This is a genomic window from Brucella sp. TWI432 (genome assembly GCF_039674445.1).
In the GTDB taxonomy this organism is placed as follows: Bacteria; Pseudomonadota; Alphaproteobacteria; order Rhizobiales; family Rhizobiaceae; genus Brucella; species Brucella chromiisoli.
In genome coordinates, this window is record NZ_JBDJNL010000001.1 from 664859 (window position 1) to 689583 (window position 24725).

Below are 24725 nucleotides of genomic sequence, written 5' to 3' on the forward strand. Positions count from 1 at the left end.
GTTGCGGAAAAGTGGTTTACCGGCTTTCCGACAACAACATGCGTAATGAAAATATTTAAAGCGCCTCGTATTGCTATAATAAAACACGAAGCGCTTTGAGGTTCTCACCGGCGGGTTTCCGCCAGAACAGAAATCCGCACTAATTTGCAATCCAGAAGGAGCTTTAACATGGAAGCGGAAGCAGCAAAGTACATCGGCGCCGGTCTCGCCTGTTTCGGTATGGCCGGTACGGCTCTCGGCCTCGGCAACATTTTCGGTAGCTATCTCTCGGGCGCTCTGCGTAACCCATCCGCTGCTGACAGCCAGTTCGGCCGTCTCGTGTTCGGTTTCGCTGTGACGGAAGCTCTGGGCATCTTCTCGCTGCTCATCGCGCTTCTGCTCCTCTTCGCTGTTTAATCAACAGTCGCAAGAAACTGGCCTGCCGCGATCTGTATCTTGAAATGCAGCGCGGCTGGCCTTTGCATATGAAGTCTGAGTGAGCATGGTTCAATTTTTCCGGTTCTTTTGCCCGGAAATGAATATGCTGGATTGAAGGGGAAATCTGGATGTTCGTGTCCACGGCGTTTGCCCAAACCGCCACCGAATCGCAACCGGCACCAGCTGCTGGCGAGCACGGCGCAGCCGATGCTGTGCACACCGAAACCGGGGTCGCGCACGATGCCGGACACGGCAGCGGCGTATTCCCGCCGTTTGATTCTACCCATTACGCATCACAGCTTCTGTGGCTGGCGATCACTTTCGGCCTTTTCTATCTGTTCCTATCGCGCGTGGTTCTTCCACGTATCGGTGGTGTGATCGAAAACCGTCGTGACCGTATTGCACAGGATCTCGAGCAGGCCGCCCGCCTCAAGCAGGATGCTGACAACGCCATTGCTGCTTACGAGCAGGAACTGACCTCTGCCCGCGCCAAGGCTGCTTCGATTGCTGAAGCTGCCCGCGAAAAGGGCAAGGGCGAAGCGAATGCTGAACGTGCAGCTGCTGAGGCAGCCCTTGAAGGCAAGCTTGCTGAAGCGGAAGAACGTATCGCAGCAATCAAGGCGAAGGCCATGAGCGATGTCGGTACGATTGCCGAAGAAACAACGTCTGCGATTGTTGAACAGCTTTTGGGCACAAAGGCTGACAAGGCTGATGTGACCGCAGCCGTCAAAACCGCAAACGCCTGAGGAGACGAAAATGGATTCAACATTTTGGGCGCTTGTTGCGCTTATTCTCTTCATCGCATTGATTGTTTATCTGAAGGTTCCGGGTATGATCGGTCGCTCACTTGATGAGCGTGCCGAGAATATCAAGAAGGAACTCGAAGAAGCCCGCACCCTGCGCGAAGAAGCCCAGCAGCTTCTTGCTGAATACCATCGCAAGCGCAAGGAAGCGGAAAAAGAAGCAGGCGACATTGTTGCCGCTGCTGAACGCGAAGCAAAGGCTCTTCTCGAAGACGCCGAGCGTGCGACCGAAGAATATGTCGTTCGCCGCAACAAGCTTGCTGAGCAGAAGATTGCAACCGCTGAAACCGATGCAATCAATGCAGTCCGTGCTTCGGCTGTTGATCTGGCAATTGCAGCCGCTGGCAAGATCGTTGCCGACAAGGTTGATACCAAAGTTGCAGGCACCCTGTTCAAGGATGCAGTCGGTCAGGTTAAATCCAACCTGAACTAAGTTCATCTCTATTAGAGTTTTATAAGCCGCCTCAAAAGGGCGGCTTTTTTATTTGGGTTTTGGCCAAAATATGAAGCTACGCAACATTTAGAAGGGAGTGCTGCCTCGCGCAAAGCAACCCAAGTTTTTGGAGTTTCGCTCAGAGGTGTGACGCCGTACCCTGGATTTGGTTGAAATTGGGAGGCTCTTGAGAGGATAAGGGGGGCTTTGATGCAGGACGATAATCGCCGTTTGGAGCGTGGCAGAGCAAAGCTCACATCATTACATGCAGACTCAAGCTGTAGCGTCGTTGAAGCTTTAGACGACATTGCGCCGGATTTTGCCCGTTATATTTATGAATTTGCTTATGGTGACATTTACAGCAGACCGGGCCTTGTGGCGCGCGACCGCCAGATTGGCACGATAGCGGCGTTAACGGCACTTGGTCATAACTCGCAGCAGTTGAAAGCACATATTCTGGCAGGCATGAACACCGGACTGACACGGGAGGAAATCGTTGAGGTTATAATCCAAATGGCTGTCTATGCTGGTTTTCCCGCAGCGATGAATGGCCTTGCTGTCGCAAAGGAAGCCTTCAGCGAGTTTGACAAGCACTCCTGCTAGTCAAACGTTGCCGTAAAAATTCAACATACAGAACTGCATTAAATAGACGAAAAGCGGCCTTTAATTGGTGCAAAAGTATAGCGGTGAACGCCTGGTACTGGGCCAACTGCTTCGATGGCTGCGCGGTGTTTAGCTGTGCCGTAACCCGCGTGCACCTCAAAGCCATATGCAGGATGAACCGCTGCACTGCGGGCCATCATGCGATCACGCGTGACTTTCGCCACAATGGACGCTGCTGCAATTGACATTGAGCGCTGATCGCCTTTTACCAATGCAGATCCCGGACAAGACAAACCGGGCGGAATATCGCGACCATCAATCAATGCGTGATCCGGGCTGAGTGTCAGGCCCAGAAACGAGCGGCGCATGGCTTCAAGCGCTGCTTTTCGAATGTCACTTCCATCAATGCTGCGCGCACTCAGGCTTGCGACCGAAACGGTGAGTGCTTTGGCCAGAATGATTTCGTAAAGCGCATCGCGCTTTTTGGCATTCAGGCGTTTGGAGTCATCCAGCCCCTCAGGCAGGTTTTCCGGATCAAGAACAACTGCAGCAGCAACAACGGGGCCTGCGAGCGGCCCGCGGCCAGCTTCATCAATACCTGCAATATGACGAAGCCCGCGCGCTATAAGCCTTGTCTCTTCTGAGAAGTCAGGTGCAAGCGGGATGTCAAAGAGGAGCGGAGAATCAGAACTCAAGCGTTTCATTTGGCGGCAATGCTCGCATTGCTTCTGATTCTCCGCAAGGTCCCTGCCGAGGATAGTGGCGTAAAAGCAGGGGCCTTCCGTCCGAAAAAATCAGACGGAGATTAAATACACAACTGACAACTCTGACATGCGTGAAGCGAACAATAGGCTCGCAGCGCCTTGCTTTTGTGGATAACGGATCCCCACACGCGCTGCGGCTCAAAAAAGAGAAAGCTGTTTGCCGCCTTTTTCGACAGGCTCGAACAGATCTGTCCGCAGCGCAACGCGCTTTGAATTGTAGCCGAGCTTGCGCGCAGCAATTTCAAAACGGCGCCCAATCTGCCAGGCATAGGGGCCTGTGCCGCGCATCCGCTTGCCCCATTCCGCATCATAGTCCTTGCCGTCACGCATCGAGCGTACCAGTGACATCACATGCCGATAGCGGTCTGGATAATTGCGCAGCAGCCAGTCTTTGAACAAAGGTGCCACTTCAAGCGGCAGACGCAGCAACACATAACCTGCTTCGCGCGCCCCTTGTGCGAAAGCAGCATCCAGAATGCGCTCGATCTCATGATCATTGATGCCGGGAATGACCGGCCCCATCATGACATTGGTTGGAATGCCGGCTTCGTTGAGCTTTCGAATGGCTTGAAGCCGCAAAGTTGGTGTTGATGCGCGCGGTTCCATCGTGCGCGCAAGGTTGGCATCCAGCGTGGTGACTGAAAGCGCGACTTTGGCCAGACCCTTTTCAGCCATACGGCTTAAAATATCGATGTCACGCACCACGAGCGCTGATTTGGTGACAATGCCGACGGGATGATTGGCAGCCTCCAGCACCTCGAGAATTTCGCGCATGATACGCCATTTCTTTTCGATGGGCTGATAAGGATCGGTGTTGGTGCCAATGGCGATTGTCTTGGGCTGGTAGCCGGGCTTCGCAAGTTCGCGTTCCAGAAGGCGGGGCGCATCCGGCTTGGCGAACAGGCGCGCCTCGAAATCAAGCGCGGCAGAAAGCCCCATATAGCTGTGCGTTGGACGGGCAAAGCAATAGATGCAGCCATGTTCGCAACCGCGATAGGGGTTGATAGAGCGGTCAAAATTGATATCGGGTGAATCATTGCGCGTGATGATGGTGCGGGGCTTTTCAATCTGCACGTCAGTCTTGAAAGCGGGCAGGTCTTCGAGCGTCTCCCATCCATCGTCAAATTCATGTCGTGTGGTCGGCTCAAAACGCCCTGTCGGATTGATGCCAGCGCCGCGTCCACGGCGCCGTGCGTGGTCAATACGTAAGCCTGCTTCGCTCACAAGCGCATTGGCGTGTTCTGCGCCTCCTGCTGCGAATGCTGCTTTGTCTGCCTGCTGGATAATTTCCATAACCGACTCTCTCGTTTCAGGCACTATTCGTAGTCCAATAGTCGGAACAAATCAAGAACATTATGTCAGGCAGCTTTTCGATCACGCAGCCTTGATATAAAAGGGCGCATGTTATCCGTTTTGATTATGACGCGAAATTCTGAGAAGCCTCTGGCTCAAACGTTGTCAGCATTGGTATCCGCCGTTGTTGAAGGGCTTTTGCGACGTGTTGTTGTTGCGGATAGCGGTTCCAGCGATGCGACACGATTGGTTGCCGAAGGGGCGGGATGTTCGCTTTACGATGCTAAGGATTTACCGAAGGCATTTGATGATCTGCGAACGCAGTGGCTTCTCGTCTTAGAGCCCGGTGCAATTCTTCAGGATGGCTGGGAAGATGCCGTGCGGCGGCATATGGAATCGGGAAAAGCGCCGGCACGCTTTTCAACACCACATGATTCGGGTTTGGTGGGCAGGTTTTTGGGTGCAAAGCCGTCGCTTGATGCAGGACTTCTGGCGCCTGTCTTGGTCATCAGGCCATTGATCCGGGATGGGGGCATCCCACCGGTTGTCATAAAACAACTCAAGCCTGTGCGGCTGTCCCACCCGATTTTGCCACCAGAAACAACAAAAGGCGGAGCCTGAAGCTTCGCCTTTTTGAATGATATCAGCGCAAGCTGATATTATTTCTGGTAGCTCGAAGGCGATGCGTCGCCAAAACGATGGGCTGAGCCGTCCTGATGGGTGTTCTGACCAATCGAAGCGGTTGCCGTGCGATCAACCTGCTGTGTTGCAACGGGTGTGCGGTCATTGGCATAAAGATCGGCAGGGGTGCCAACATTTGGGTTTTCAGCGAAAGCAGCACCGGCGCTCAGAACGACGGCAACAGCAGCAAGAGCAAACTTTTTCATTTTTCTATTCCTTCTATATCGCCCTTTGGATGGCATCAGTGCTTCCGGGGGCACCGGGGTGGCGCTAACGCCATCCACCGGGGAGATAACTGGGGTGCTGTTCGGATCATTCCGCCCAGCGGGATTGTTTACAAACTGAGCTTAGTTCTGAAAGCTCGAAGGCGATGCGTCACCGAAGCGATGAGCTGAGCCGTCCTGAACGGAGACCTGACCGATGGAAGCGGTTGCCGTACGATCAACCTGCTGGGCTGCAACGGGCGTGCGGTCATTGGCATAAAGATCGGCAGGGGTGCCAACATTTGGGTTTTCAGCGAAAGCAGCACCGGCGCTCAGAACAACGGCAACAGTAGCAAGAGCAAACTTTTTCATTTTCTATCTCCTTGGTTTTTGTGAAGCGACGCTGTGTTCGTCGTTTCGATGAGCAAGAGATAGGCCTTTCGATTGGCTGCGCCTAGCCACCGTTTGGTTCACAGATTGTATTCGTAATGGTGAACAATAAGGCGGATTTTAGCGGCATGCCTTCTCTGCGGTGAATTTTGTTCAAGTATATGTGAACAATAAAAGGCGAAGACCGGGCCTTACCAAGGCGTGTACCGAGAACGTTGGATAATGCTTGAAAACAAACACAGAGCATTTCCAATGATTCAATCAAACCAGGAAGTGCTTTAGTCAGCGGAAGCCGTTGTTTTCGTTGAAATAACGAACCAGTCCGGTTTCTTCGAGCTGATGGCGCTTGCCGCCATATGTGTGCGCGCCATGTCGTTGAATATGGCAAAGCACGTCGCTCCTGAACCTGACATTTGCGCAAAGAGCGCGCCGTGCTCGCGCAGGCAATCAAGCTTGTCGTTGATTTGTGGCGCAAGCTTGAGGGCGGCTGGCAGCAGATCGTTGCGTGTTGACCCAAGGTAACCGCAAATCGCTTCAACGCTGCCTTCAGGTGGCAAGGCGAGCGCCGGATGGTCGCGCTTTGTCAGCGCCTGGAATACAGCGGGTGTGGCAACAGCCGTGCCATCATTGATAAGCAAGAGGGGAAGCGACGGTATGCCTGTTACAGGGGAAAGCCGCTCACCAATGCCACGTGCAATCAACGGCGTACCAAAGGCCGCGCCATGCAGACACATAGGAAGGTCTGCGCCAAGCTTTAAGCCAAGCGCTGCAAGCGTGTCAGAATCCAGCTTCAGCTGCCATAGTTCATTGAGCGCAAGAAGTGTTGCCGCAGCATCGCTTGATCCCCCACCAATACCGGAGGCAACGGGCAGGTTCTTTTCAAGGTGGATGGCAACAGGGGGCAAATCACGCGCAGCATATTCTCGCAAAGCATCGCGGGCTTTTAAAACGAGATTGCCACCATCAAGCGGAACCCCTTTGGCGAAACGACCACTGATAGTGAACTGATCCTGCGGGGTGGGCGTCACTTCAATGACATCGCCATAATCGGCAAAAACCACAAGCATATCAAGCAGATGATAACCATCATCCCTGCGCCCGGTTACATGGAGCGCGAGATTGGTCTTGGCCGGAGCAGTGTGTCGAACCGTTTGTGCGGCCTGTGCTGTATTGTGCATTTTCTAGGTAAATCAGGATCAGTCTTTTTTGACGTAATATTCGCCGGTCTTGGGATCCTGAACCAAAGTGCCATTGGCACGGTTCTGGGCTTCCTTCTCTGCCCGACGCACACGCTGGGTCACGCGAACCGCTTCGCGCTTGAACGACCGGTAACCGTACCAGGCGGCGGCGAGGATCAGCAGCAGAAAAATAAGCTGGGGCATGGCCTCTAGTCCTTTTAGCATCGTGCCTTCACAGAATGAGAGCGCCCTTTGTGCGTCCAAAAGGACGCTTGACGCTCTAGGCTTACACATGTCCTGCAATTGCCATTTCAGGACATGTGTGGATAAATCTTAGCAGCAGTGTAACACTGATCTTGGTCTTTATGCACCATAACATGGTAAAACCATGGAATTCAAAGCCCGTATCGCGCCCAGAGTGCTTTTTCTTCCGCAACCGATAGCAAACCATCGCCAAGATGGGCTGCTATAGCGGAGGGGTCGATACCAAGGCCGAGGCCCATTTCGACACCCGGCACCTTCCGGCCCAGAAATCCGCGCTTGGGTTCGATCAGCTTGAGTTTCACCTTATTGCCATAGGTTTTACGCAAAAAGCTGCGCATATCTCCAAGACCGTCGATCAGGCCAATTTCTTTGCCCTTGATGCCAGTCCAGAACATGCCGGTGAAAAGGTCGGGATCGTTTGCAAGCTTGCTGCCACGACGCTCTTTCACCATGTCGATAAAGGTTTCATGAATTTCAAGCTGAAGCTTTTTCAGCCGGTCAATATCGGCCTTTTTCTCTGGCTGGAATGGGTCGAGTACGGCCTTGTTTTGTCCGGCTGTATAAACGCGACGCTCGACGCCGATCTTTTTAAGCAGTTCCGGAAAACCAAACGATGCCGATACGACACCAATCGAGCCAACGATGGAAGAGGGGTCAGCAATGATCTCATCGCCCGCCAGTGCAATCATGTAACCACCGGACGCAGCGGCGTCTTCCACGAAGACGAAAACACGCTTTTGATGTTCGTCCGCCAGATCGCGGATACGGCGATAAATCAGGCGCGATTGAACCGGTGAGCCGCCGGGCGAGTTGATCGAAATTGCAACGGCTGGCGCTTCCTTTTCGCCGAAGGCTTTTTCAAGCACGCCTGCTGCCGTTTCCAGCGAAAGCGAAGGACGCAACGGTGAACCGCCGCTCATGATCGCACCGTGAAGGCGTACAACCGGGATTTCAATTTCTTTTTTGCGAAAACGACGCGGAATGAAGCGGGACAAGAGGCCGGACAAATCAAACTCCAGTTGAAAAAATTGTTACCCCAGATGTAGAAATCATTCCTGAAAATACAAAGAAAAATGCCCGGAATTTTGTTCCGGGCATTAAAAAATCGTCAGTTTTGTGGTTTTGCCAGCATTCTGAGTAGGAAGTAACCACAGATTGCAGAGAGCGCAGAGCCTGTAAGGACGCCGATTTTCGTCTCTGCCTGCAAGAATTCCGACGGGAAGGACAGCAGACCGATGAAGATGCTCATGGTGAAGCCGATACCGCACAGAATGGCAACGCCGTAAAGCTGACCCCAGCTCGCGCCCATCGGCTTCTGCGCAAGCCCGGTTTTTATCGCAAGCCATGCTGCACCAAAAACACCAATCTGCTTGCCGACAAACAGCCCCAGCATGATGCCAAGCGGCAATGTGTCGAAGATGATTGAGGGTGTCATTCCGGTAAATGAGATGCCGGCATTTGCAAAGCCGAAAATGGGAACAATGATAAAGGAAACTGGTTTGGCCAGTGCGTGTTCGAGCTGGTGAAGAGGCGAACTCATATCATCCGGCTTTGCCTTGCCCGGCTTAAGCGGAATCATGAGCGCTGCGACAACACCTGCAACCGTGGCGTGAACGCCGGAATTGAGCACAAAGAACCACAGCACTGCGGCACCGATGAGGTAGGGCAGCAATTTGGCTACGCCAAAACGGTTCATGGCAAACATCACCGCCGCAGTTGCAAAGGCTGCGCCGAGATAAGGCATTGAAATTTCCGCTGTATAAAAGACCGCGATGATGATGACAGCTGCAAGATCGTCGAGGATTGCAAGCGTTGCAAGAAAAACCTTGAGACTTGTTGGTACCCGTGGTCCAAGCAATGATAATACGCCAAGAGCAAAAGCAATGTCAGTGGCGGAAGGCACAGCCCAGCCGTGTACTTTTTCTGCATCGCCATAGTTAAAGGCAACAAAGATCAGCGCTGGTACGATAACGCCACCTGCGGCTGCGATCCCGGGAAGGATGCGATTGGGCCAACTTGCAAGCTGACCGTCAAGGAACTCGCGCTTGATTTCAAGGCCGACCAGCAAAAAGAAGATCGCCATCAATGCGTCATTGATCCAATGTGCAAGGCTGAGCGGCCCGATATAGAAATGCAGCGCATCAAAATAAGCGCTTGAAAAGGGTGTGTTGGCGACGATCAGCGCAAGCGCTGCGGCTGCCATGAGCACAATGCCACCGGAAGATTCGCTGTCCAGAAAGCGGCGCATGATGGAGATGGGGCGGACAGGCTTCGGATTTGATGTCATTCTTCTTCTTTTCAGGTTGCTTCCGGAGTGTTGACTTCATACAGAACGAGATTGCGGTCCGTTATTTCCAGTTCGGGCCAATAGGAACGCCACTGATTTATATGGTCTGATGCGAAGTGTTTTTCCAGTGAATTGCGATCCTGCCATAGCTCTTTTACATGGATAATTCCCGGCTTGAGTACATCTTGAGAATAACAATAATCAATGCAGCCGGTCTCAGCGCGGCTTGCTTCAATCATTCGTTTCATGATGGGGCGAGCATCGTCTAATTTTTCCGCAGGCAGTCTCACAGTTCCCACGACCAGAATCATGACTTCATTTTCCCAGAATATATTGTTTGCAGATTCGACCGTGTGATGTGCAGCCATTTCTTAAAGCAGTGAAGTCTGGCCATTATTAATGGCTGTGGCACGTGGCGTGAAATCATTGCCTGCATCGCCATGCAAAACAAGGGCAGGCATGAGCGACAATCCTGCGCGGCTTCCACGAATGCCCGTAATGATGATGCGAATAGCTGAGTTTTGCGGTCGAGGCTGTATCGGAATGATTTTCAAGCCGCCAAAACGGCCTTCGAGTGCTTCAAGTATCGGCGCAATCGAGCCGGGGCGCGCAATGACGGAAACGCCACCGCCTGGCTTGACGATGCCGGAGGCCGTGCGCATCCATTGGTCAAACATGCCTTCCGGCATGACATGCGCTTCTGCTTTCACCGGGTCAGGTGTTGAGCGATCACGTGCCTCGTTGAATGGGGGATTCATGATCGCAAAATCGAAGCTGTCGTTGGATAGCCCCGCGGCGGCACGCGCCTTACCAGCCAGCGAGACATCGGCTTCAAGGATGTCGACGCGATCAGTCAGGGCTGCATTGAGTGGGTGGGCAAGTGTCTTGCGTGCGAAGCCGAGCATGAAGCCGGAGCGCTCAATAAGCGTGACCTGTGCATTTTTGCAGCGGGCCGCAACGGCAAGCCCTGCCGCACCCGCACCGCTTCCAAGGTCAGCAAGGCGACCGGCAAATCCATCTGGTACGCTGCTTGCCAGTATCATTGCATCGACGCCGGATCGATGCCCCTTCATTGCAGGCTGCACGAGATGAAAGGCCCCCCGATGGAATGTGTCGAGTGTCTCTTCCATGCTATCGTGCTGATGCTCGGATATGTTACTTGTCATGATCTCTTAATTCATGCTCCAGACCGGCATCGATAAGATAGCGCCGGGCTTCGTCCAATCTGTCTTCCTCGACCAGAAAGCGCCTCGGTATAACGCCAAGAGAGCCTTCAAGGATACTCATATTGGTATCGGCGATGAAGTAGATGATGCCTGCTTCTTTCATCAGAGCTTCCGCTACTGACAGCAGAACGGAATCATTTGTGCGCATAAGTTCGATCATTTCGACAATGTGTATTCAATAGACCGCATTGACAACAGCTTCCTTCAATGGTGAACAGGCTCTGAGTAAAAAAGCTTAAGCGTTGCTGGGCTGATAGGTGCCTTGAGCAATCCGGTTCGCTTTCATAATGTGACCGGGCAGCTAGGAGTGATGACATTGGGTGTGGTTTTGAATCTTGACGCGAAGAAAAAACAGGGCGGATCAGTGCAGCCACTGGTCGATTTGACGAAGGCCGATATGGGCCGGGTCAATGAGCTGATCCTGTCGCGTGCAGGCTCCGATGTTGAAATGATCCCTGAGGTTGCCAATCATCTGATCTCATCGGGAGGCAAGCGCCTGCGTCCGATGATGACACTCGCGAGCGCCCGTATGTGCGGCTATGAAGGTGATGGTCATGTGCGCCTCGCAACGGCTGTTGAGTTCATGCATACAGCAACGCTTTTGCATGATGATGTAGTTGATGAAAGTGATCTGCGTCGCGGCAAAAGCACTGCGCGTATGATCTGGGGCAATCAGGCAAGCGTTCTGGTTGGCGACTTCCTGCTTGGTCAGGCATTCAAGATGATGGTCGATGTGGGCTCGCTTGATGCGCTTGATGTTCTTGCAACCTCTGCATCGGTGATCGCTGAAGGCGAAGTGATGCAGCTGGCTGCCGCCAAGAATATGGAAACCACCGAAGATGAATACTTGGCGGTCATCAAGGCCAAGACGGCGGCGCTGTTTTCGGCTGCCGCTGAAGTCGGCCCGATTATCGCGGATGCGCCGCGCTCTGAGCGAGTTGCCCTGCGTGATTATGGTCTGAATCTCGGCCTGGCTTTTCAGCTTGTTGACGATGCGCTTGATTATGGTGGCTCGGCTGCTGATCTTGGCAAGAACACCGGCGATGATTTCCGCGAAGGCAAGATTACCCTGCCGGTTATCCTGAGTTATCGTCGCGGTACCGACGAAGAACGTGCTTTCTGGAAGCAGGCGATTGAAGAAGGTGCAAGTGACGATGCTTCACTTGAAAAGGCGATTGGCATCATGACAAAGCATGGCGCGATTGCCGATACCGTTCAGCGAGCACGTCACTTCGGTGAGATTGCGCGTGATGCTCTGGCACCGTTGAAAGCCACAGCTGAGAAGGATGCACTGATCGAAGTCATCGATTTTTGCATTAGCCGGGTAAACTGAGGCTATTGTTCAATTGAAAGAAAGGCATCCATCACGGATGCCTTTTGAGCATGTCACCTGAAAGTGGAAGCCGGTTTCAGGGCGATGACATGCTGATAAGAATGAAAGAAAAGCATCCATCACGGATGCTTTTCTTGCCCTGACATCCCAAAAAGGCCATGCTTGGGGTGCCTCTGAATAGGGGGAACTGATACGGATTTGAAAAGAGGACTGGGCTTTATGCGGCAGGGAACAAAACGTCATTCGTTTTATGGGTTGCTTTTGCTGGCTTTGGCTGGCGCAGCCTTGCCTGTAAACACGGCGATGGCAAAAGCCAATCCAGATCCTGTTTCGCAAGTCCGTGCCGGTTCTTTTGCGGCCGCTTTTCTGGCGGCCCGCACGGCCGAGGCCGACAACAATATTGGCGCTGCGGTGGATTTCTACCGTCAGGCCATGGCTTTTGATCCCGGCAATGACATTATCAAGCAGAATCTGCTTCTCGCACTTCTGACGGAGGGCCACTTCAAGGAAGCGCTGCCGATTGCGGAAGAACTAAAAGATCAGCCGGAGATTGAGCGCTTTTCGCGTGTTGCATTGGCAATCGATGCGATTTCCAAAAAGCAATATCGCAAGACCGGCCCGCTGCTGATGCTATCCGTTCAGTCTGATATGGATGTGCTCGCCACCAGTCTCATGAGCGCTTGGGTCAAAGTCGGGCAGGGCAATCCGAAACGTGCACTGGCCGATGTCAACAAGATTGAAGGCCCGGAATGGTATAACCTTTTCCGCATTTATAATGCTGCTTTGATTGCGGATATTGCCGGTCAGAAGCAGGATGCGCGCAATTACTACCAGCAGGCAATTGACGATCGCCCCGGTGGCGCTGCGGCTCCTGATACGTATGAGCGGGTTGTGATGGCCTATGCTTCCTTCAAGCTTCGTCAGGGCGACAAGGAAGGCGCGATCAAGCTTCTCAAAGACGCAGAAGAATTGCTCAACGGCCGCATGACCATCACTGAAATGCGCGAAAAACTTGAGGCGGGACAGAAATATCCTCGCCTGATCGACACGTCGCAGCAGGGCGTTGGCGAAGTGCTTTATACGCTCGGAACCGCGATCAATCGCGGTGGCGCGGAAGCTTTTGCCAAGCTTTATTTACAAATGTCGCTGCCGCTGCGCCCTGATAATGATGCAACACTTTATCAGCTGGGTGATATTTCGGCGAAATTGCGCCAGCCCGAACAGGCTGTTGAATACTATGCTCGTGTGCCTGAAAAATCGCCCTACCGGCGCGACGCCGAAATGCAGCGCGCGCTTAATCTTGCCGAAAACGACAAGACAGGCGAAGCGATCGCGCAGTTGAAAACCTTGCTAGAGCGCGACAAGACGGATCTGCGCACCTATCTGGCATTGGGTGCCGTCTACGCGCAGGACAAAAATTTTGCCGATGCTGCAAAAATCTATGATGCAGCGGTGAAGCAGATTGAAAAGCCAGAGCGTAAGGACTGGCCGGTTTTCTATCAACGCGGTATTGCGCATGAACGGTTGAAGGAATGGGATCAAGCAGAGCCGAATTTCAAAAAGGCGCTGGAGCTTTATCCCGATCAGCCGCAGGTGCTGAATTATCTTGGCTATTCATGGGTTGATCGCGGTGAAAACCTCGATGAAGCGTTGGAGATGATCAAGAAAGCAGTCGAACTGCGTCCGCAGGATGGCTATATCGTTGATTCGCTTGGCTGGGCTTATTACAAGCTCGGTCGTTACCCGGAAGCCGTGGTTGAGCTTGAAAAAGCCGTAAAACTGCGCCCGGAAGATCCAACCATCAATGATCACCTTGGTGATGCTTACTGGCGGGCGGGTCGCCAACTCGAGGCTACGTTCCAGTGGAATCACGCAATCGCTGGCAAGCCTGAGCCGGAAGAACTGGCCAAGATCGAAGAAAAGCTGAAAAAGGGTCTGGCACCCGATCCAACACCTTCTGAGGCACGGGTTCAGGAGAAGAGCCTTGCCCCGGCAAAAGCCCCTGAAAGCAAAACCGAATAGTTTTATAGCCCGGCAGTCGCACCGATTTACGGGCCTTGTATTTGTCGATCTGGGGCTTGGCGTATTCAGCGATCAAATGTCATGCTTGACCGTGGCAGGCGGACAAATTAGACCGGGCCAATCATTTCAATAACAAGGCCTGACCCCGTGTCCAGTACGTTGCCAGCACATATGCACCCCACCCGTTCCTTTCAGGGCTTGATCCTGACGCTCCATAACTATTGGGCGGAACATGGTTGCGCTATTTTGCAGCCTTACGACATGGAAGTGGGGGCGGGGACTTTCCACCCGGCAACGACATTGCGTTCACTTGGACCAAAGCCTTGGAAAGCCGCTTATGTGCAGCCATCGCGCCGTCCGAAGGATGGTCGCTATGGTGAAAACCCAAACCGCTTGCAGCATTATTACCAGTATCAGGTGATCATCAAGCCATCGCCACCGAACCTTCAGGATCTTTATCTCGGTTCGCTGCGTGCTATCGGTCTTGATCCGACGCTGCACGATGTGCGCTTTGTGGAAGACGACTGGGAAAGCCCGACGCTCGGCGCATGGGGGCTTGGCTGGGAATGCTGGTGTGACGGCATGGAAGTGTCGCAGTTCACTTACTTCCAGCAGGTTTGCGGCATTGAATGCTCGCCCGTGGCAGGTGAGCTGACCTACGGTCTCGAACGCCTCGCCATGTATGTGCAGGGCGTGGACAATGTCTATGACTTGAATTTCAATGGTCTCGAAGGCGAAGAAAAAGTTACCTATGGGGATGTTTTCCTGCAGGCCGAGCAGGAATATTCCCGCTACAATTTCGAAATGGCGAACACCGAAATACTGCATCAGCATTTTATCGATGCAGAGCGTGAATGCGCAGCCATTCTAAAAGCGGGCAGCACGGGCGAAGGCTCACTGCATAAATGCGTGTTCCCGGCCTATGATCAGTGCATCAAGGCATCGCATGTCTTCAACCTGATGGATGCGCGCGGCGTGAGCTCGGTTACCGAGCGTCAGAGCTATATTCTGCGCGTGCGCAATCTCGCGCGTCAGTGCGGCGAAGCATTTTTGCTCACCGACGCCGGCGGCTTCAACCTTAAGAACGAGGCTGTGTGATGCCTGATTTACTGCTCGAACTCTTTTCCGAGGAAATCCCGGCTCGCATGCAGCGCAAGGCTGCGGGTGATTTCAAGAAGATGATCACCGATGGTCTGGTGGAAGCTGGTCTGACCTATGAGGCAACCACTGCCTACTGGACGCCGCGCCGCCTGACGCTTGATATTCGCGGCCTGACAGTGCGCTCAAAAGACGTGCATGAAGACGTGAAAGGTCCATCCGTTACGGCTCCTGAGCAGGCCATCCAGGGCTTTCTGCGCAAGGCTGGATTGACCGATGTATCGCAGGCGCATGTGCATTCTGACCCGAAAAAGGGCGATTTCTACGTTGCTCATCTGACGAAACCGGGCCGTGCTGCCGAAGAAATCATCGCAGAACTCGTACCGCAGGTGATCCGCAATTTTCCATGGCCAAAGTCGATGCGCTGGGGTGCAGCCTCGTCAAAGCCGGGTGCGTTGCGCTGGGTGCGTCCGCTGCAATCAATCCTTTGCACGTTTGGGCCTGAAACCGAAGAAACGGTTGTGGTCGAGTTTGATGTTGATGGCATCAAGTCGGGCAATGTCACCTATGGGCATCGTTTCTTAAGCGATGGTCAGCCGATCAAAGTGCGCCGCTTTGAGGATTACGTCGATAAGCTCGAAAAGGCTTTCGTAGTGCTCGACGCCGAGCGCCGCAAGGAAATCATCTCGCAGGACGCGCATAATCTCGCCTTCGCCTCCGGGCTGGAACTGGTCGAAGATGCAGGCCTGCTTGAAGAAGTCTCGGGCCTTGTCGAATGGCCTGTTGTGCTGATGGGCGAGTTTGAGGAAGAATTCCTCGCAATTCCGCCGGAAGTCATTCAGCTGACCATCCGCGTGAACCAGAAATGCTTCGTCACCCGCAAACAGGGTGATACGGAGGCGCTGTCGAACAAGTTCATTCTGGTGTCCAACATTGCAGCACGCGATGGCGGCACGGAAATCGCTTATGGTAACGGCAAGGTCGTGCGCGCACGCCTGTCCGATGCGCTCTACTTCTGGCACACTGATCAGCATGATTTGCCGGACCTCGACAAGCTTTCAGCGTCGGGCGAAAAATTCGGCCTTGATCTCACAAAGCCGCTTGATCAGCGCATGGCGCGTCTGGATGCGCTGAATGTGACCTTCCACGCCAAGCTTGGCACGCAGGGCGCACGCGTTGAACGCATCCGCGAACTGGCAGCTGAGATTGCACCACTCGTCGGTGCTGACCCGAAGCTTGCCGCACGCGCGGCAGTTCTCGCCAAGGCGGATCTCACCACGGAAGTTGTCGGCGAGTTCCCTGAACTTCAGGGTGCAATGGGCCGCAAATATGCGCTTCTTCAAGGCGAAGATGAATCTGTCGCAGCCGCTTTGGAAGAACATTACAAGCCACAAGGTCCATCGGATTTCGTGCCGAAAAACCCGGTTTCAGTGGCTGTTGCTCTTGCTGACAAGCTCGACACGCTGGTCGGTTTCTGGGCGATTGACGAAAAGCCAACCGGCTCGAAAGATCCGTTCGCTCTTCGTCGTGCAGCGCTTGGCGTGATCCGTCTTGTGTTGTCACAAGATTGGAAGTTCCCGCTCATGCCACTTCTGCGTTCGGCCTATGCCTCGCTCAAGGAAAGTCAGGTTCAGCGTCAATTGCGCGAGTTTGAAGCAAAGCTGGCTGCTGAAAAGTCTGGCGATGTGGATGGCGAACAGGATGTCGATAACGCACTGCGCAACTTCGAAACAATGAAGCGTGCGGAAATCGAAGCCAACGCGGAACCACTGCTTGCTGATCTTCTGTCCTTCCTGCATGACCGCTTCAAGGTTCACCTGAAAGAAGACGGTGCACGTCATGACGCGATTGACGCAGTTCTGACTTCTGATGCCGATAATCTTCTGCTGGTTGCCCGTCGCCTTGAAGCGCTGATCGTCTTCATCAATGAAGAAGACGGCAAGAACCTGCTGGCTGGCACCAAACGCGCTGCCAATATTCTGGCTGCGGAAGAGAAGAAGGGCACCAAGGTTGCCGCAACTGTCGATGCGGCTCTGCTGAAACTCGACGAGGAAAAGGCGCTTTATGCGGCGGTAAACCTCGCAGCTAAGGAAGCCGAAGAAGCCATTGCCCGCGAAGATTTCGGTGGTGCGATGCTGGCACTCGCCAAGCTGCGCGGTCCGGTGGATACATTCTTCGAGAAGGTTCTGGTCAATGACGAGGACGAAAACGTCCGCGCCAATCGTCTTGCACTGCTTGAACAAATCCGCGCAGCCACCAGCAAGGTGGCCGATTTCTCGAAAATCGCCGGATAAAATAAAAGAGCCGCCTCAAAGGCGGCTTTTTTTAATAACTCATTCCGATCTTGCATTAACTGCCTTTGAGATACACTTGCTCAAAAGCAAGGCTTTGTGTAGCTAAAGCGGCAGGAGAATGACCTTGGCCGATATTCTGGACTTCGATGACAATGCTGTTTCGCGTGCGGTAGAAGTGCTCGCCCGCGGTGGCCTTGTCGCGATTCCGACAGAGACAGTCTATGGCCTTGCTGCGGATGCAGCGCATGGCGAAGGCGTGGCCGGTATTTTTGCCGCCAAGGGTCGCCCGCAGTTCAACCCGCTCATTGCCCATGTTGACAGCATCGCCATGGCCGAGCGCTATGTGACCTTTGATGCTGTCTCTCGCAAACTCGCGGAGACTTTTTGGCCGGGGCCGTTGACTCTCGTTCTGCCGCTTAAAGCCAAACAGGATACGCCGCGCCCAATTCATCCGCTGGTGACAGCGGGACTTGAGACACTTGCTATCCGTATGCCAACCGGAAAAGTACGTGATGTTATAAAGAATCTCGACAGTCCGGTTGCAGCACCGAGCGCCAATACTTCCGGCCGCATCAGCCCGACTTCGGCCAAAGCCGTGGCGGATGATCTGGGTGGCAAGATCGATATGATCCTTGATGCCGGTCCGTGTGGCGTAGGTGTCGAATCGACTATTCTTAAGGTTGAAGGCGAGCGCGTGCGCCTGCTGCGTCCGGGTGGTCTGGCTGCTGAGGAGATTGAAGCCGTTCTTGGTGTAAAACTCGAACGCGCCGAACACAAAGCTGCCATTCAGGCACCGGGCATGATGGAATCGCATTATGCGCCCAATGCTGCCATGCGGCTCAATACAGCGAGTGTTGAGGAGGGCGAGGCGTTGCTGGCATTTGGGCCTGAACGCGCAGGCGGTGCAGACAAGGCAGTCGCTGTGCTGAACCTCAGCTCGACAGGTGATCTGCGCGAAGCGGCCAGCAATCTGTTTGATTTCATGCGCAAACTTGATTTAAGCGGCGCACGCACCATCGCTGTTGAACCCATTCCGTTCGATGGTCTCGGTGAGGCCATTAATGATCGTCTTAAACGCGCGGCGGCCCCGCGCTAGTTCCCCAAACATCTAAGAGAAGCACATGCTCGACACCGCCCTGATCGAACGATTTGCAGCCATTGTTGGCGAAAAGAACGCGCTGACCGCACCTGAAGACATTGCGCCATTTATGATTGAGCAGCGCGATCTTTATCAGGGCCGTTCGCTGCTGGTGCTGCGCCCGGCTTCAACGCAGGAAGTTTCTGACATTCTGAAACTCGCCAATGAAACAAAAACGCCAGTTGTGCCGCAGGGCGGTAATACCGGCCTTGTTGGCGGTCAGACGCCGGATCAGAGCAACACTGCAATCGTTCTGTCGCTCGGCCGTATGAACAAGGTGCGCTCGGTTGATCCGGTTGGCAATCTGGTGACGGTGGAAGCCGGTGTGATCCTGAAAAACCTCCAGGATGAAGCGCAGAAAGTGGGTCGTCTGTTCCCGCTTTCGCTGGGTGCCGAAGGCTCCTGCCAGATTGGTGGCAATCTTGGTTCTAACGCTGGCGGCACGGCAGTTCTCGCCTATGGCAATATGCGTGAACTTTGCCTCGGTCTTGAAGTGGTTTTGCCAAGCGGTGAGATTCTCAACGACCTTCGCTATGTGAAGAAAGACAATACCGGCTACGATCTGAAGGACCTCTTCATTGGTTCGGAAGGTACACTCGGTGTTATCACTGCTGCCGTTTTGAAGATTTACCCGCAGCCAAAGGGCAAGGGCGTCGCTTATGCCGGTCTTCGCAGCCCGGAAGATGTGCTGCGCCTGTTCCAGCTTGCGACCGAACATGCCGGCCCGTCGCTCACCGGCTTTGAACTGATGCCGCGTGTCGGCGTTGAATTTACCATCGCCCATGTGGATGGTGTGCGCGATCCGCTTGAAAGCCCGCATGACTGGTATGCGCTGGTCGATATTTCATCGAGCCGTTCAGAAGACGATGCGCGTACGACGCTTGAAACAATCCTGACGGAAGCGTTTGAGAACGACATCATTCAGGATGCCGCCATTGCCGAGAGCGTTGCGCAGGCACAAATGTTCTGGAAAATGCGCGAAGAAATGTCCTGGGCGCAGAAGCCGGAAGGTGGCTCGATCAAGCACGACATTTCGGTTCCTGTCGCGAAAATCCCGGAATTCATTCATGAGGCCAATGCAGCAACGCTCGAAATGATTCCCGGCTCGCGCATCGTTTGCTTTGGACACATCGGCGACGGCAATCTGCACTATAATGTGTCGCAGCCGGTTGGTGCAGACAAGCAGGCTTTCCTTGATCGCTGGCACGACCTTAATCACCGCATTCATACAATTGTTGCTTCTTATACGGGATCGATCTCGGCGGAGCATGGTATCGGCGTGTTGAAGCGCGAAGAACTTGCCTTCTTCAAGCAGGACGTAGCGCTTGAACTGATGCGCCATATTAAGAAATCATTTGACCCGAATGGCATCATGAATCCGGGTAAAGTGCTGTAATTTCAGCAAATATGACGAAATCGAGGCGGGCAGGAAACTGTCCGCCTTTTCATTTATGTAAACGAAAATTAGCAAGCATTACCGAGTTCTTACACCTGGTTGTAAAGCAGTAACCAAATGAAAAAGCAGGGAAAAGTTAACCTAACGCGTTAAGCGCCCCGGTAATATTCATCGCCTATTCTCCAAATCAACAAGAGCGAACATCGCTCATAAAGAGAAGCCGGAATAACTGGCTCTCAAAAAAACAGAGAGATAAGGCAGAGGCGTCGAAAATGATGAGCAGCGGACTTAAGAAGCCGGAATGGGCAGGTCAGGAACTTCGGTTGGATCCGTTTCACTTGCCACAGGTCGTGACTTACCCGGCAGAAGATTGTGACGCAGACGTAACCTTCACCATCAGCGAGCGGGGCGCGGTTGTCCGCCAGGTTTTGCCATCAAGCGGTTTGCCAATGTCGCTTGCACTTCCGATTAACGCTTTCGTCGGCGTGACGGCGCGTGCGGTTGAAGATGAGTTCGGCGAAATCACCGTCACGCTGGAACTGATGCATGAAGATCCGCAGCTCTCCGTGCCGCTGCTGGTTGCACATGATCTGACCGATGTTGCAGCTGATTGGCGCGCATGGGCCGGAACCTTCAATCTGCCAATGATGCTGGTTGAAGAGGATGGCATTGCGCGCCCGCTTTATGAAAGCACTGGCCCTGTTCGCACGTCTGAGCCACAGGCCCGCCGTCAGGGGCAGGAGCCACGCCGCCGTCGTCCGCGTTTTCTGGCACGTCGCAAGACAGGTTCGCTGGGTGTTCGCATGGTGATTGAAGGCCGTGAGATTATCGCTCGAAATTAAGAAAATATCACATTCGCGTGTGAACACGGTCTTGTCGAATTTCTATACTATCTAAAGAATAACGCTTCACTCGGCGGCCGTCTGGAAAGATGAAGGACCTTTTCAGACATTTAAAGCTCCGAAGCTGAGGCAACCAACTTGGCTGACCTCCAACAAAGCCACCCGGATGGTAACTCCATCCGGGTTTTTTTATCGCATTATTTTTTGCGGCTGAGGAAAGCCATCACGGCTTCGCGTGCTTCGTTCGAAGTCAGTCGCTCGGCAAAATGCTTTGCTTCCCGCGCGATCCTCTCTGAAACGGGTTCTGCGGGAAGCCGCATTAGCCTGCGGGCGATCTGCATTGCCTGCGGAGGCTTGGCAGCAATTTCGTCTGCCGCTTTCAGAGCTTCGGTTTCCAGCTCGCTGCTTTCGACAATCTTATAAACGATGCCGGCTTCAAGAGCGGCCTGCGCATCAAAGCCGTGGCCTAATGCCAGAAGCGCAAATGCCTTTTGATGCCCCATAAGCGGCGGTGCCAGCAGGCTGGATGCTGCCTCCGGCACAAGTCCCAGATCAACGAAAGGCGTGCGGAACAATGCGTGGCTGGTTGCAAATGTCAGATCGCAATGAAGGTGGATTGTCGTGCCAATGCCGATGGCCAAGCCATCGACGCCGGAGACAATCGGCTTCTTTGCGCTTGAGAGCGCGCCAAGGAAATCGAGAATTTCTTGGCCAAGACTGCCACCCGATGCAGCTGCCATGAAATCCTGCATGTCATTGCCTGACGAGAATGCGCCCGGCACACCGAGAAACACGTGAACGCGCACGCTTTCATCGGCATCGCCGTCAATCAGTGCTTTGGCCATGGTGGCATACATGGCGCGCGTAATGGCGTTTTTCTTATCGGCCCTGTTAAGCCGGATAATCTGCACTGCGCCTTTGCGCTCGATCAGAATATGCTCACTCATGCTCAGTGCTCCAGCGCAGATTTCGCCGCAGTAAGGCTGCTTGAACCCGTTATCACGGTGTCTTTCAGAGATGATACTTCCGCCAGCATGTTTTCAGCAAAGAAGCGGCAAAGAACGGCATGGCTGCTTTCATCGCTGGTAAGGGCCGCACGTGCCAGATAGGCGCCGCCGGCGGTCAGTGATAAAAGACGCTGATAAGGTGTGGCGCCAGCAAGTGCCTCTTCAGTGCGGCCCTCGCTTGCAGCCTTTTGCAGCCAATCGGTTGCTTCGCGCGCTTGCGCGATGGCAGCAGAAAGGCGCGAACCTGTTTCGCCCAGCTCTCGACGGTTCGAGATCGTGGCTTTGTTGGCATCGTCCTGCAACTCGGCGAAGAATCCTTTGATATGCTCGCCGTTGCCCAAAGGCAGCTTGCGCAGCACGAGATCAATGGCTTGAATGCCGTTGGTGCCTTCATAGATCGGCGTAATGCGCGCATCGCGCAGCAATTGCGCGGCACCTGTTTCCTCAATAAAGCCCATGCCGCCATGGATCTGAATACCAAGTGATGCGACATCCACGCCTGCATCGGTGGCAAAGCTTTTGGCCATCGGTGTGAGAAGTCCAGCGCGATCCGACCAGAATTGCGCTTCTTCCCCTTCCGTTGCATGGCTCATATCAATAGCATGGGCACACGAATAGGTAATTGCGCGTGCAACCTGTGTCAGTGCTTTCATGGTGAGCAGCATACGCTGCACGTCAGGATGCTCGATGATCGGGCTCATACCAGACTTCGGATCGGCACCAAGGGCGCGCCCCTGTTTGCGGTCTTTGGCATAATGAAGGGCTTGCTGATAGGCCGCTTCTGCAACGCCCACGCCCTGAATTCCAACCAGCAAACGGGCATTGTTCATCATGGTGAACATACAGGCGAGGCCGCGATTTTCTTCGCCGATCAGATAACCGACAGCACCCGTTTCCTCGCCTTTCACAAATCCATCGCCATAGATCATGGTACAGGTGGGGGAAGCGTGAATGCCCATCTTGTGTTCAAGGCCCGAGCAGAAAAGATCATTGCGGCGGCCCAGCGAGCCATCCGCATTGACGAGAAATTTCGGCACAAGAAATAATGAAATCCCCTTGGTTCCGGCGGGAGCATCGGGCAGGCGCGCCAGCACGAGATGCACGATATTATCCGTCAGGTCATGTTCGCCATAGGTGATGAAGATCTTCTGTCCAAAGATGCGGTATGAGCCATCGTCACGGCGTTCAGCACGTGCGCGCAATGCCCCGAGGTCGGAGCCTGCTTGCGGCTCGGTCAGATTCATCGTGCCCATCCATTCGCCGGTGATGAGCTTTTCAAGATAAATGTCTTTCAGCTCTTTCGAGGCGTGCTTTTCTAGCGCTTCAACCGCACCCATGGTGAGCGTGGGCGCGATGGCAAAAGCCAGCGAGCCGGAATTCCACATTTCGCTGACTGCCACCGACATCATGGTCGGCAAGCCCTGACCACCATATTCAGGCGTGCCGGTGAGCGAGTTCCAGCCGCCTGCAATCCAATCGGCATAAAGCTCTTTCCAGCCCGGCGCGGTGGTAACAACGCCATCCTTAACGCGCGCACCGTGCTTGTCGCCTGTGATGCGGAGTGGCTCAACGCGTTCAGCAGCAAACTTTCCTGCCTCTTCGAGAATAGCTTCGGCCAAATCGGCGGAAAACTCTGGAAAATGATTACCTTCTAACGCTTTTTCCAGTCCTGCGACCTTCATCAGCATATGGAAAATTTCAGAAACAGGCGCGCGATACATCTTTCCTCCTAAATCGCATCCCGAAAGTGTGAACCGGTTTTCGGACAAGATGCGCGTCAAAAATAAACAATCAGAGCATGATCGAACGCGTTCCTGCTCTGAACCTTTTCCTCAAAAGGCTCCGAATTACCCGTTCAATTGGTGCAATCCGTTCAGCCCGTCGGCTGTCAATGACTAAGAGCTACCGGCTTATTACGTAAACGTCAATATTTACACAACGAAGTTTTTGGCTGTTTGGTCCTGGCTTTACGTTTTACCAGGCTGCGCGCTGAGCCACCGCAAGCACGTCGCCATATGATTGAAGTTTGGACCAGTCTTTCGATAACGCCGCATCTTCTTCTGCGCTCGTTCCAGATAGTGCTTAAACTGTCCGATTGCATTTTCACCGCGCATCAAGGCTAGAATTGATCGCGATCGAAATTGTTCACCAAAATTGTCGCGACTTAACGGTTGAAACAAAAAAAAGGCCGGGAATTACCCGACCTTCGAAGTGCCTCAACAATCAGTGCCAGTACATCCGTGGTCAAAGATTGGAGACAAATTTTAAAGCGCTACCACGCAAACAGAGTTTCGAAAAACTCCGTTCGAATGATTATTAGAGCGCCTGCAGGTTTTCTGCTGCATTCTTGCCCGAACGACGGTCTGCGACCACGTCGAAGCTGACCTTCTGGCCTTCGTTCAGCGAATGCATGCCCGAACGCTCAACAGCCGAAATGTGTACAAACACATCAACGCCGCCGTCATCAGGCTGAATGAAGCCGAAGCCCTTAGTTGAATTGAAGAATTTTACTGTTCCGTTTGCCATATTGAATTCCTTTCAAATCGCACGGTTGAAGTATGATGAGCATAAGCCCATCGCCGAATTTCACGAGTTTGAAAGAAGTACCGGGGGGCGAAATCGCGCCGCAACATTCGAAAACAAAATCGATGTCACATATATATGCGGCATTAAAAGCTTTTACAAGGTGCTTTTCTCAATTTAATAAAAATACTATCGGAACTATAAATTGTTGCGATCAGAATATTGTTGAACAAAATATTGCCGGTTTATTGTTTGATGTCTTATTTATGAAAGACTAAAGCGATGATGCAGGGCGAAAATCAAAACAATCTTGAATCTAACAAACGTCTCTCCGGCTTTTTTCAGAATATGGGAATGTTCGCCGATGCTGATATAAGTCGCTTCTCCCACATTTTCAAACAGCAATCTGGAAGTTGCGACTGATCGGGCTCGCTAAAGCATTTCCTGTTTTCATTGAAACATGGGAAATGCTCTATCTGTTTGTTTTCACGCATGATCGCGCGCTAATCCGCTTCGCACTTATGCTAAAA

26 protein-coding genes are annotated in these 24725 nt (G+C 53.3%); 12 read left to right on the forward strand and 14 right to left on the reverse strand.

All coding sequences use genetic code 11. From position 1 onward, the window contains the following. Window positions 1-168: 168 nt before the first annotated feature. The 4 genes from ABE527_RS03265 (at window position 169) to ABE527_RS03280 (ending at window position 2256) form a co-directional block, all read left to right on the forward strand. Window positions 169-396 (forward strand): F0F1 ATP synthase subunit C, encoded by a 228-nt coding sequence (locus tag ABE527_RS03265; RefSeq protein WP_007632966.1) that lies wholly within the window; start codon window positions 169-171, stop codon window positions 394-396. 149 nt (window positions 397-545) lie between these two features. Beyond that, entirely contained in the window at window positions 546-1163 is a 618-nt protein-coding gene (locus ABE527_RS03270) for a F0F1 ATP synthase subunit B (protein WP_499696121.1), read from the forward strand. A 10-nt stretch (window positions 1164-1173) separates the two neighbouring features. Continuing rightward, window positions 1174-1653, forward strand: coding sequence for a F0F1 ATP synthase subunit B (locus ABE527_RS03275; RefSeq protein WP_499696122.1), 480 nt, complete (start codon window positions 1174-1176; stop codon window positions 1651-1653). 210 nt (window positions 1654-1863) lie between these two features. Beyond that, a complete protein-coding gene (locus ABE527_RS03280; RefSeq protein WP_265983036.1) occupies window positions 1864-2256 on the forward strand; it encodes a carboxymuconolactone decarboxylase family protein in 393 nt (130 codons plus the stop codon). Window positions 2257-2294: 38 nt separating this feature from the next. Here ABE527_RS03280 and rnhB read toward each other — a convergent pair whose 3' ends face one another. Beyond that, window positions 2295-2960, reverse strand: coding sequence for a ribonuclease HII (rnhB, locus tag ABE527_RS03285; RefSeq protein ID WP_499696123.1), 666 nt, complete (start codon window positions 2958-2960; stop codon window positions 2295-2297). Between the two features lie 198 nt (window positions 2961-3158). Next, window positions 3159-4313 (reverse strand): PA0069 family radical SAM protein, encoded by a 1155-nt coding sequence (locus tag ABE527_RS03290; RefSeq protein ID WP_499696124.1) that lies wholly within the window; start codon window positions 4311-4313, stop codon window positions 3159-3161. A 108-nt stretch (window positions 4314-4421) separates the two neighbouring features. Here ABE527_RS03290 and ABE527_RS03295 point away from each other — a divergent pair, with 108 nt between their 5' ends. Beyond that, window positions 4422-4934, forward strand: a complete 513-nt coding sequence (locus tag ABE527_RS03295; RefSeq protein ID WP_499696125.1) for a glycosyltransferase — start codon at window positions 4422-4424, stop codon at window positions 4932-4934. Window positions 4935-4972: 38 nt separating this feature from the next. Here the strand turns inward: ABE527_RS03295 and ABE527_RS03300 are convergent, their stop codons facing one another. The 9 genes from ABE527_RS03300 to ABE527_RS03340 all read right to left on the reverse strand — a co-directional run bounded on the left by ABE527_RS03300 (window position 4973) and on the right by ABE527_RS03340 (window position 10702). After that, window positions 4973-5200 (reverse strand): hypothetical protein, encoded by a 228-nt coding sequence (locus ABE527_RS03300; RefSeq protein ID WP_265983040.1) that lies wholly within the window; start codon window positions 5198-5200, stop codon window positions 4973-4975. A gap of 141 nt (window positions 5201-5341) precedes the next feature. Beyond that, complete coding sequence (locus ABE527_RS03305; protein WP_499693466.1) at window positions 5342-5569, reverse strand: hypothetical protein; 228 nt, start codon at window positions 5567-5569, stop codon at window positions 5342-5344. Between the two features lie 296 nt (window positions 5570-5865). After that, window positions 5866-6765: a 4-(cytidine 5'-diphospho)-2-C-methyl-D-erythritol kinase gene (locus ABE527_RS03310; RefSeq protein ID WP_499696126.1), complete on the reverse strand. Its 900-nt coding sequence runs from the start codon at window positions 6763-6765 to the stop codon at window positions 5866-5868. Between the two features lie 18 nt (window positions 6766-6783). Beyond that, entirely contained in the window at window positions 6784-6969 is a 186-nt protein-coding gene (locus ABE527_RS03315; RefSeq protein WP_265983043.1) for a hypothetical protein, read from the reverse strand. A gap of 191 nt (window positions 6970-7160) precedes the next feature. Next, on the reverse strand, window positions 7161-8036 hold the full coding sequence (locus tag ABE527_RS03320) for a S49 family peptidase (RefSeq protein WP_499693468.1): 876 nt from the start codon (window positions 8034-8036) through the stop codon (window positions 7161-7163). 101 nt (window positions 8037-8137) lie between these two features. Next, on the reverse strand, window positions 8138-9316 hold the full coding sequence (nhaA, locus tag ABE527_RS03325) for a Na+/H+ antiporter NhaA (RefSeq protein WP_499696127.1): 1179 nt from the start codon (window positions 9314-9316) through the stop codon (window positions 8138-8140). Window positions 9317-9327: 11 nt separating this feature from the next. Next, entirely contained in the window at window positions 9328-9627 is a 300-nt protein-coding gene (locus tag ABE527_RS03330) for a putative quinol monooxygenase (protein WP_265983046.1), read from the reverse strand. 60 nt (window positions 9628-9687) lie between these two features. Beyond that, window positions 9688-10482 carry a methyltransferase gene (locus ABE527_RS03335; RefSeq protein WP_396996541.1) on the reverse strand — a complete coding sequence of 265 codons (795 nt, stop codon included), beginning with the start codon at window positions 10480-10482 and terminating at the stop codon, window positions 9688-9690. Beyond that, the gene (locus ABE527_RS03340) at window positions 10472-10702 is read right to left on the reverse strand and encodes a putative signal transducing protein (RefSeq protein WP_396996539.1); all 231 of its coding nucleotides are present in this window, start codon (window positions 10700-10702) and stop codon (window positions 10472-10474) included. The genes ABE527_RS03335 and ABE527_RS03340 overlap by 11 nt, the downstream gene beginning before the upstream one ends. Window positions 10703-10858: 156 nt before the next feature. On the opposite strand from ABE527_RS03340, the gene ABE527_RS03345 reads away from it, so the two are divergent. From ABE527_RS03345 to ABE527_RS03375, 7 genes are all read left to right on the forward strand, one after another. Then, on the forward strand, window positions 10859-11875 hold the full coding sequence (locus ABE527_RS03345; RefSeq protein ID WP_265983843.1) for a polyprenyl synthetase family protein: 1017 nt from the start codon (window positions 10859-10861) through the stop codon (window positions 11873-11875). Between the two features lie 219 nt (window positions 11876-12094). Further along, a complete protein-coding gene (locus tag ABE527_RS03350; RefSeq protein ID WP_499696128.1) occupies window positions 12095-13897 on the forward strand; it encodes a tetratricopeptide repeat protein in 1803 nt (600 codons plus the stop codon). Between the two features lie 171 nt (window positions 13898-14068). After that, entirely contained in the window at window positions 14069-14995 is a 927-nt protein-coding gene (locus ABE527_RS03355; RefSeq protein ID WP_499696321.1) for a glycine--tRNA ligase subunit alpha, read from the forward strand. After that, window positions 14995-17289 (forward strand): glycine--tRNA ligase subunit beta, encoded by a 2295-nt coding sequence (glyS, locus tag ABE527_RS03360; protein ID WP_499696129.1) that lies wholly within the window; start codon window positions 14995-14997, stop codon window positions 17287-17289. Before ABE527_RS03355 ends, glyS begins: the two co-directional genes overlap by 1 nt. 118 nt (window positions 17290-17407) lie before the next feature. Then, window positions 17408-18385, forward strand: a complete 978-nt coding sequence (locus ABE527_RS03365; protein WP_499696130.1) for an L-threonylcarbamoyladenylate synthase — start codon at window positions 17408-17410, stop codon at window positions 18383-18385. 25 nt (window positions 18386-18410) lie between these two features. Beyond that, a complete protein-coding gene (locus ABE527_RS03370; RefSeq protein WP_499696131.1) occupies window positions 18411-19823 on the forward strand; it encodes an FAD-binding oxidoreductase in 1413 nt (470 codons plus the stop codon). 272 nt (window positions 19824-20095) lie between these two features. Next, window positions 20096-20665, forward strand: coding sequence for a DUF6101 family protein (locus ABE527_RS03375; protein ID WP_499696132.1), 570 nt, complete (start codon window positions 20096-20098; stop codon window positions 20663-20665). A 197-nt stretch (window positions 20666-20862) separates the two neighbouring features. Here the strand turns inward: ABE527_RS03375 and ABE527_RS03380 are convergent, their stop codons facing one another. From ABE527_RS03380 to ABE527_RS03390, 3 genes are all read right to left on the reverse strand, one after another. After that, complete coding sequence (locus ABE527_RS03380) at window positions 20863-21612, reverse strand: crotonase/enoyl-CoA hydratase family protein (RefSeq protein ID WP_265983053.1); 750 nt, start codon at window positions 21610-21612, stop codon at window positions 20863-20865. Between the two features lie 2 nt (window positions 21613-21614). After that, window positions 21615-23393 (reverse strand): acyl-CoA dehydrogenase family protein, encoded by a 1779-nt coding sequence (locus ABE527_RS03385; RefSeq protein ID WP_499696133.1) that lies wholly within the window; start codon window positions 23391-23393, stop codon window positions 21615-21617. Window positions 23394-23988: 595 nt separating this feature from the next. Further along, complete coding sequence (locus tag ABE527_RS03390; protein ID WP_024896137.1) at window positions 23989-24198, reverse strand: cold-shock protein; 210 nt, start codon at window positions 24196-24198, stop codon at window positions 23989-23991. Window positions 24199-24725: the final 527 nt, after the last annotated feature.

What these genes read in the sequence shown, in the direction of transcription:
- ABE527_RS03330 (WP_265983046.1), bottom strand. Translation starts at nt 9,627, where the DNA reads ATGATTCTGGTCGTGGGAACTGTGAGACTGCCTGCGGAAAAATTAGAC.
- ABE527_RS03270 (WP_499696121.1), top strand. Translation starts at nt 546, where the DNA reads ATGTTCGTGTCCACGGCGTTTGCCCAAACCGCCACCGAATCGCAACCG.
- glyS (WP_499696129.1), top strand. Translation starts at nt 14,995, where the DNA reads ATGCCTGATTTACTGCTCGAACTCTTTTCCGAGGAAATCCCGGCTCGC.
- ABE527_RS03315 (WP_265983043.1), bottom strand. Translation starts at nt 6,969, where the DNA reads ATGCCCCAGCTTATTTTTCTGCTGCTGATCCTCGCCGCCGCCTGGTAC.
- ABE527_RS03385 (WP_499696133.1), bottom strand. Translation starts at nt 23,393, where the DNA reads ATGTATCGCGCGCCTGTTTCTGAAATTTTCCATATGCTGATGAAGGTC.
- ABE527_RS03365 (WP_499696130.1), top strand. Translation starts at nt 17,408, where the DNA reads ATGACCTTGGCCGATATTCTGGACTTCGATGACAATGCTGTTTCGCGT.
- ABE527_RS03390 (WP_024896137.1), bottom strand. Translation starts at nt 24,198, where the DNA reads ATGGCAAACGGAACAGTAAAATTCTTCAATTCAACTAAGGGCTTCGGC.
- ABE527_RS03280 (WP_265983036.1), top strand. Translation starts at nt 1,864, where the DNA reads ATGCAGGACGATAATCGCCGTTTGGAGCGTGGCAGAGCAAAGCTCACA.
- ABE527_RS03375 (WP_499696132.1), top strand. Translation starts at nt 20,096, where the DNA reads ATGATGAGCAGCGGACTTAAGAAGCCGGAATGGGCAGGTCAGGAACTT.
- ABE527_RS03265 (WP_007632966.1), top strand. Translation starts at nt 169, where the DNA reads ATGGAAGCGGAAGCAGCAAAGTACATCGGCGCCGGTCTCGCCTGTTTC.
- ABE527_RS03275 (WP_499696122.1), top strand. Translation starts at nt 1,174, where the DNA reads ATGGATTCAACATTTTGGGCGCTTGTTGCGCTTATTCTCTTCATCGCA.
- ABE527_RS03295 (WP_499696125.1), top strand. Translation starts at nt 4,422, where the DNA reads ATGTTATCCGTTTTGATTATGACGCGAAATTCTGAGAAGCCTCTGGCT.
- ABE527_RS03300 (WP_265983040.1), bottom strand. Translation starts at nt 5,200, where the DNA reads ATGAAAAAGTTTGCTCTTGCTGCTGTTGCCGTCGTTCTGAGCGCCGGT.
- ABE527_RS03370 (WP_499696131.1), top strand. Translation starts at nt 18,411, where the DNA reads ATGCTCGACACCGCCCTGATCGAACGATTTGCAGCCATTGTTGGCGAA.
- ABE527_RS03335 (WP_396996541.1), bottom strand. Translation starts at nt 10,482, where the DNA reads ATGACAAGTAACATATCCGAGCATCAGCACGATAGCATGGAAGAGACA.
- ABE527_RS03380 (WP_265983053.1), bottom strand. Translation starts at nt 21,612, where the DNA reads ATGAGTGAGCATATTCTGATCGAGCGCAAAGGCGCAGTGCAGATTATC.
- ABE527_RS03350 (WP_499696128.1), top strand. Translation starts at nt 12,095, where the DNA reads ATGCGGCAGGGAACAAAACGTCATTCGTTTTATGGGTTGCTTTTGCTG.
- ABE527_RS03340 (WP_396996539.1), bottom strand. Translation starts at nt 10,702, where the DNA reads ATGATCGAACTTATGCGCACAAATGATTCCGTTCTGCTGTCAGTAGCG.
- ABE527_RS03310 (WP_499696126.1), bottom strand. Translation starts at nt 6,765, where the DNA reads ATGCACAATACAGCACAGGCCGCACAAACGGTTCGACACACTGCTCCG.
- rnhB (WP_499696123.1), bottom strand. Translation starts at nt 2,960, where the DNA reads ATGAAACGCTTGAGTTCTGATTCTCCGCTCCTCTTTGACATCCCGCTT.
- ABE527_RS03355 (WP_499696321.1), top strand. Translation starts at nt 14,069, where the DNA reads ATGCACCCCACCCGTTCCTTTCAGGGCTTGATCCTGACGCTCCATAAC.
- ABE527_RS03305 (WP_499693466.1), bottom strand. Translation starts at nt 5,569, where the DNA reads ATGAAAAAGTTTGCTCTTGCTACTGTTGCCGTTGTTCTGAGCGCCGGT.
- ABE527_RS03290 (WP_499696124.1), bottom strand. Translation starts at nt 4,313, where the DNA reads ATGGAAATTATCCAGCAGGCAGACAAAGCAGCATTCGCAGCAGGAGGC.
- nhaA (WP_499696127.1), bottom strand. Translation starts at nt 9,316, where the DNA reads ATGACATCAAATCCGAAGCCTGTCCGCCCCATCTCCATCATGCGCCGC.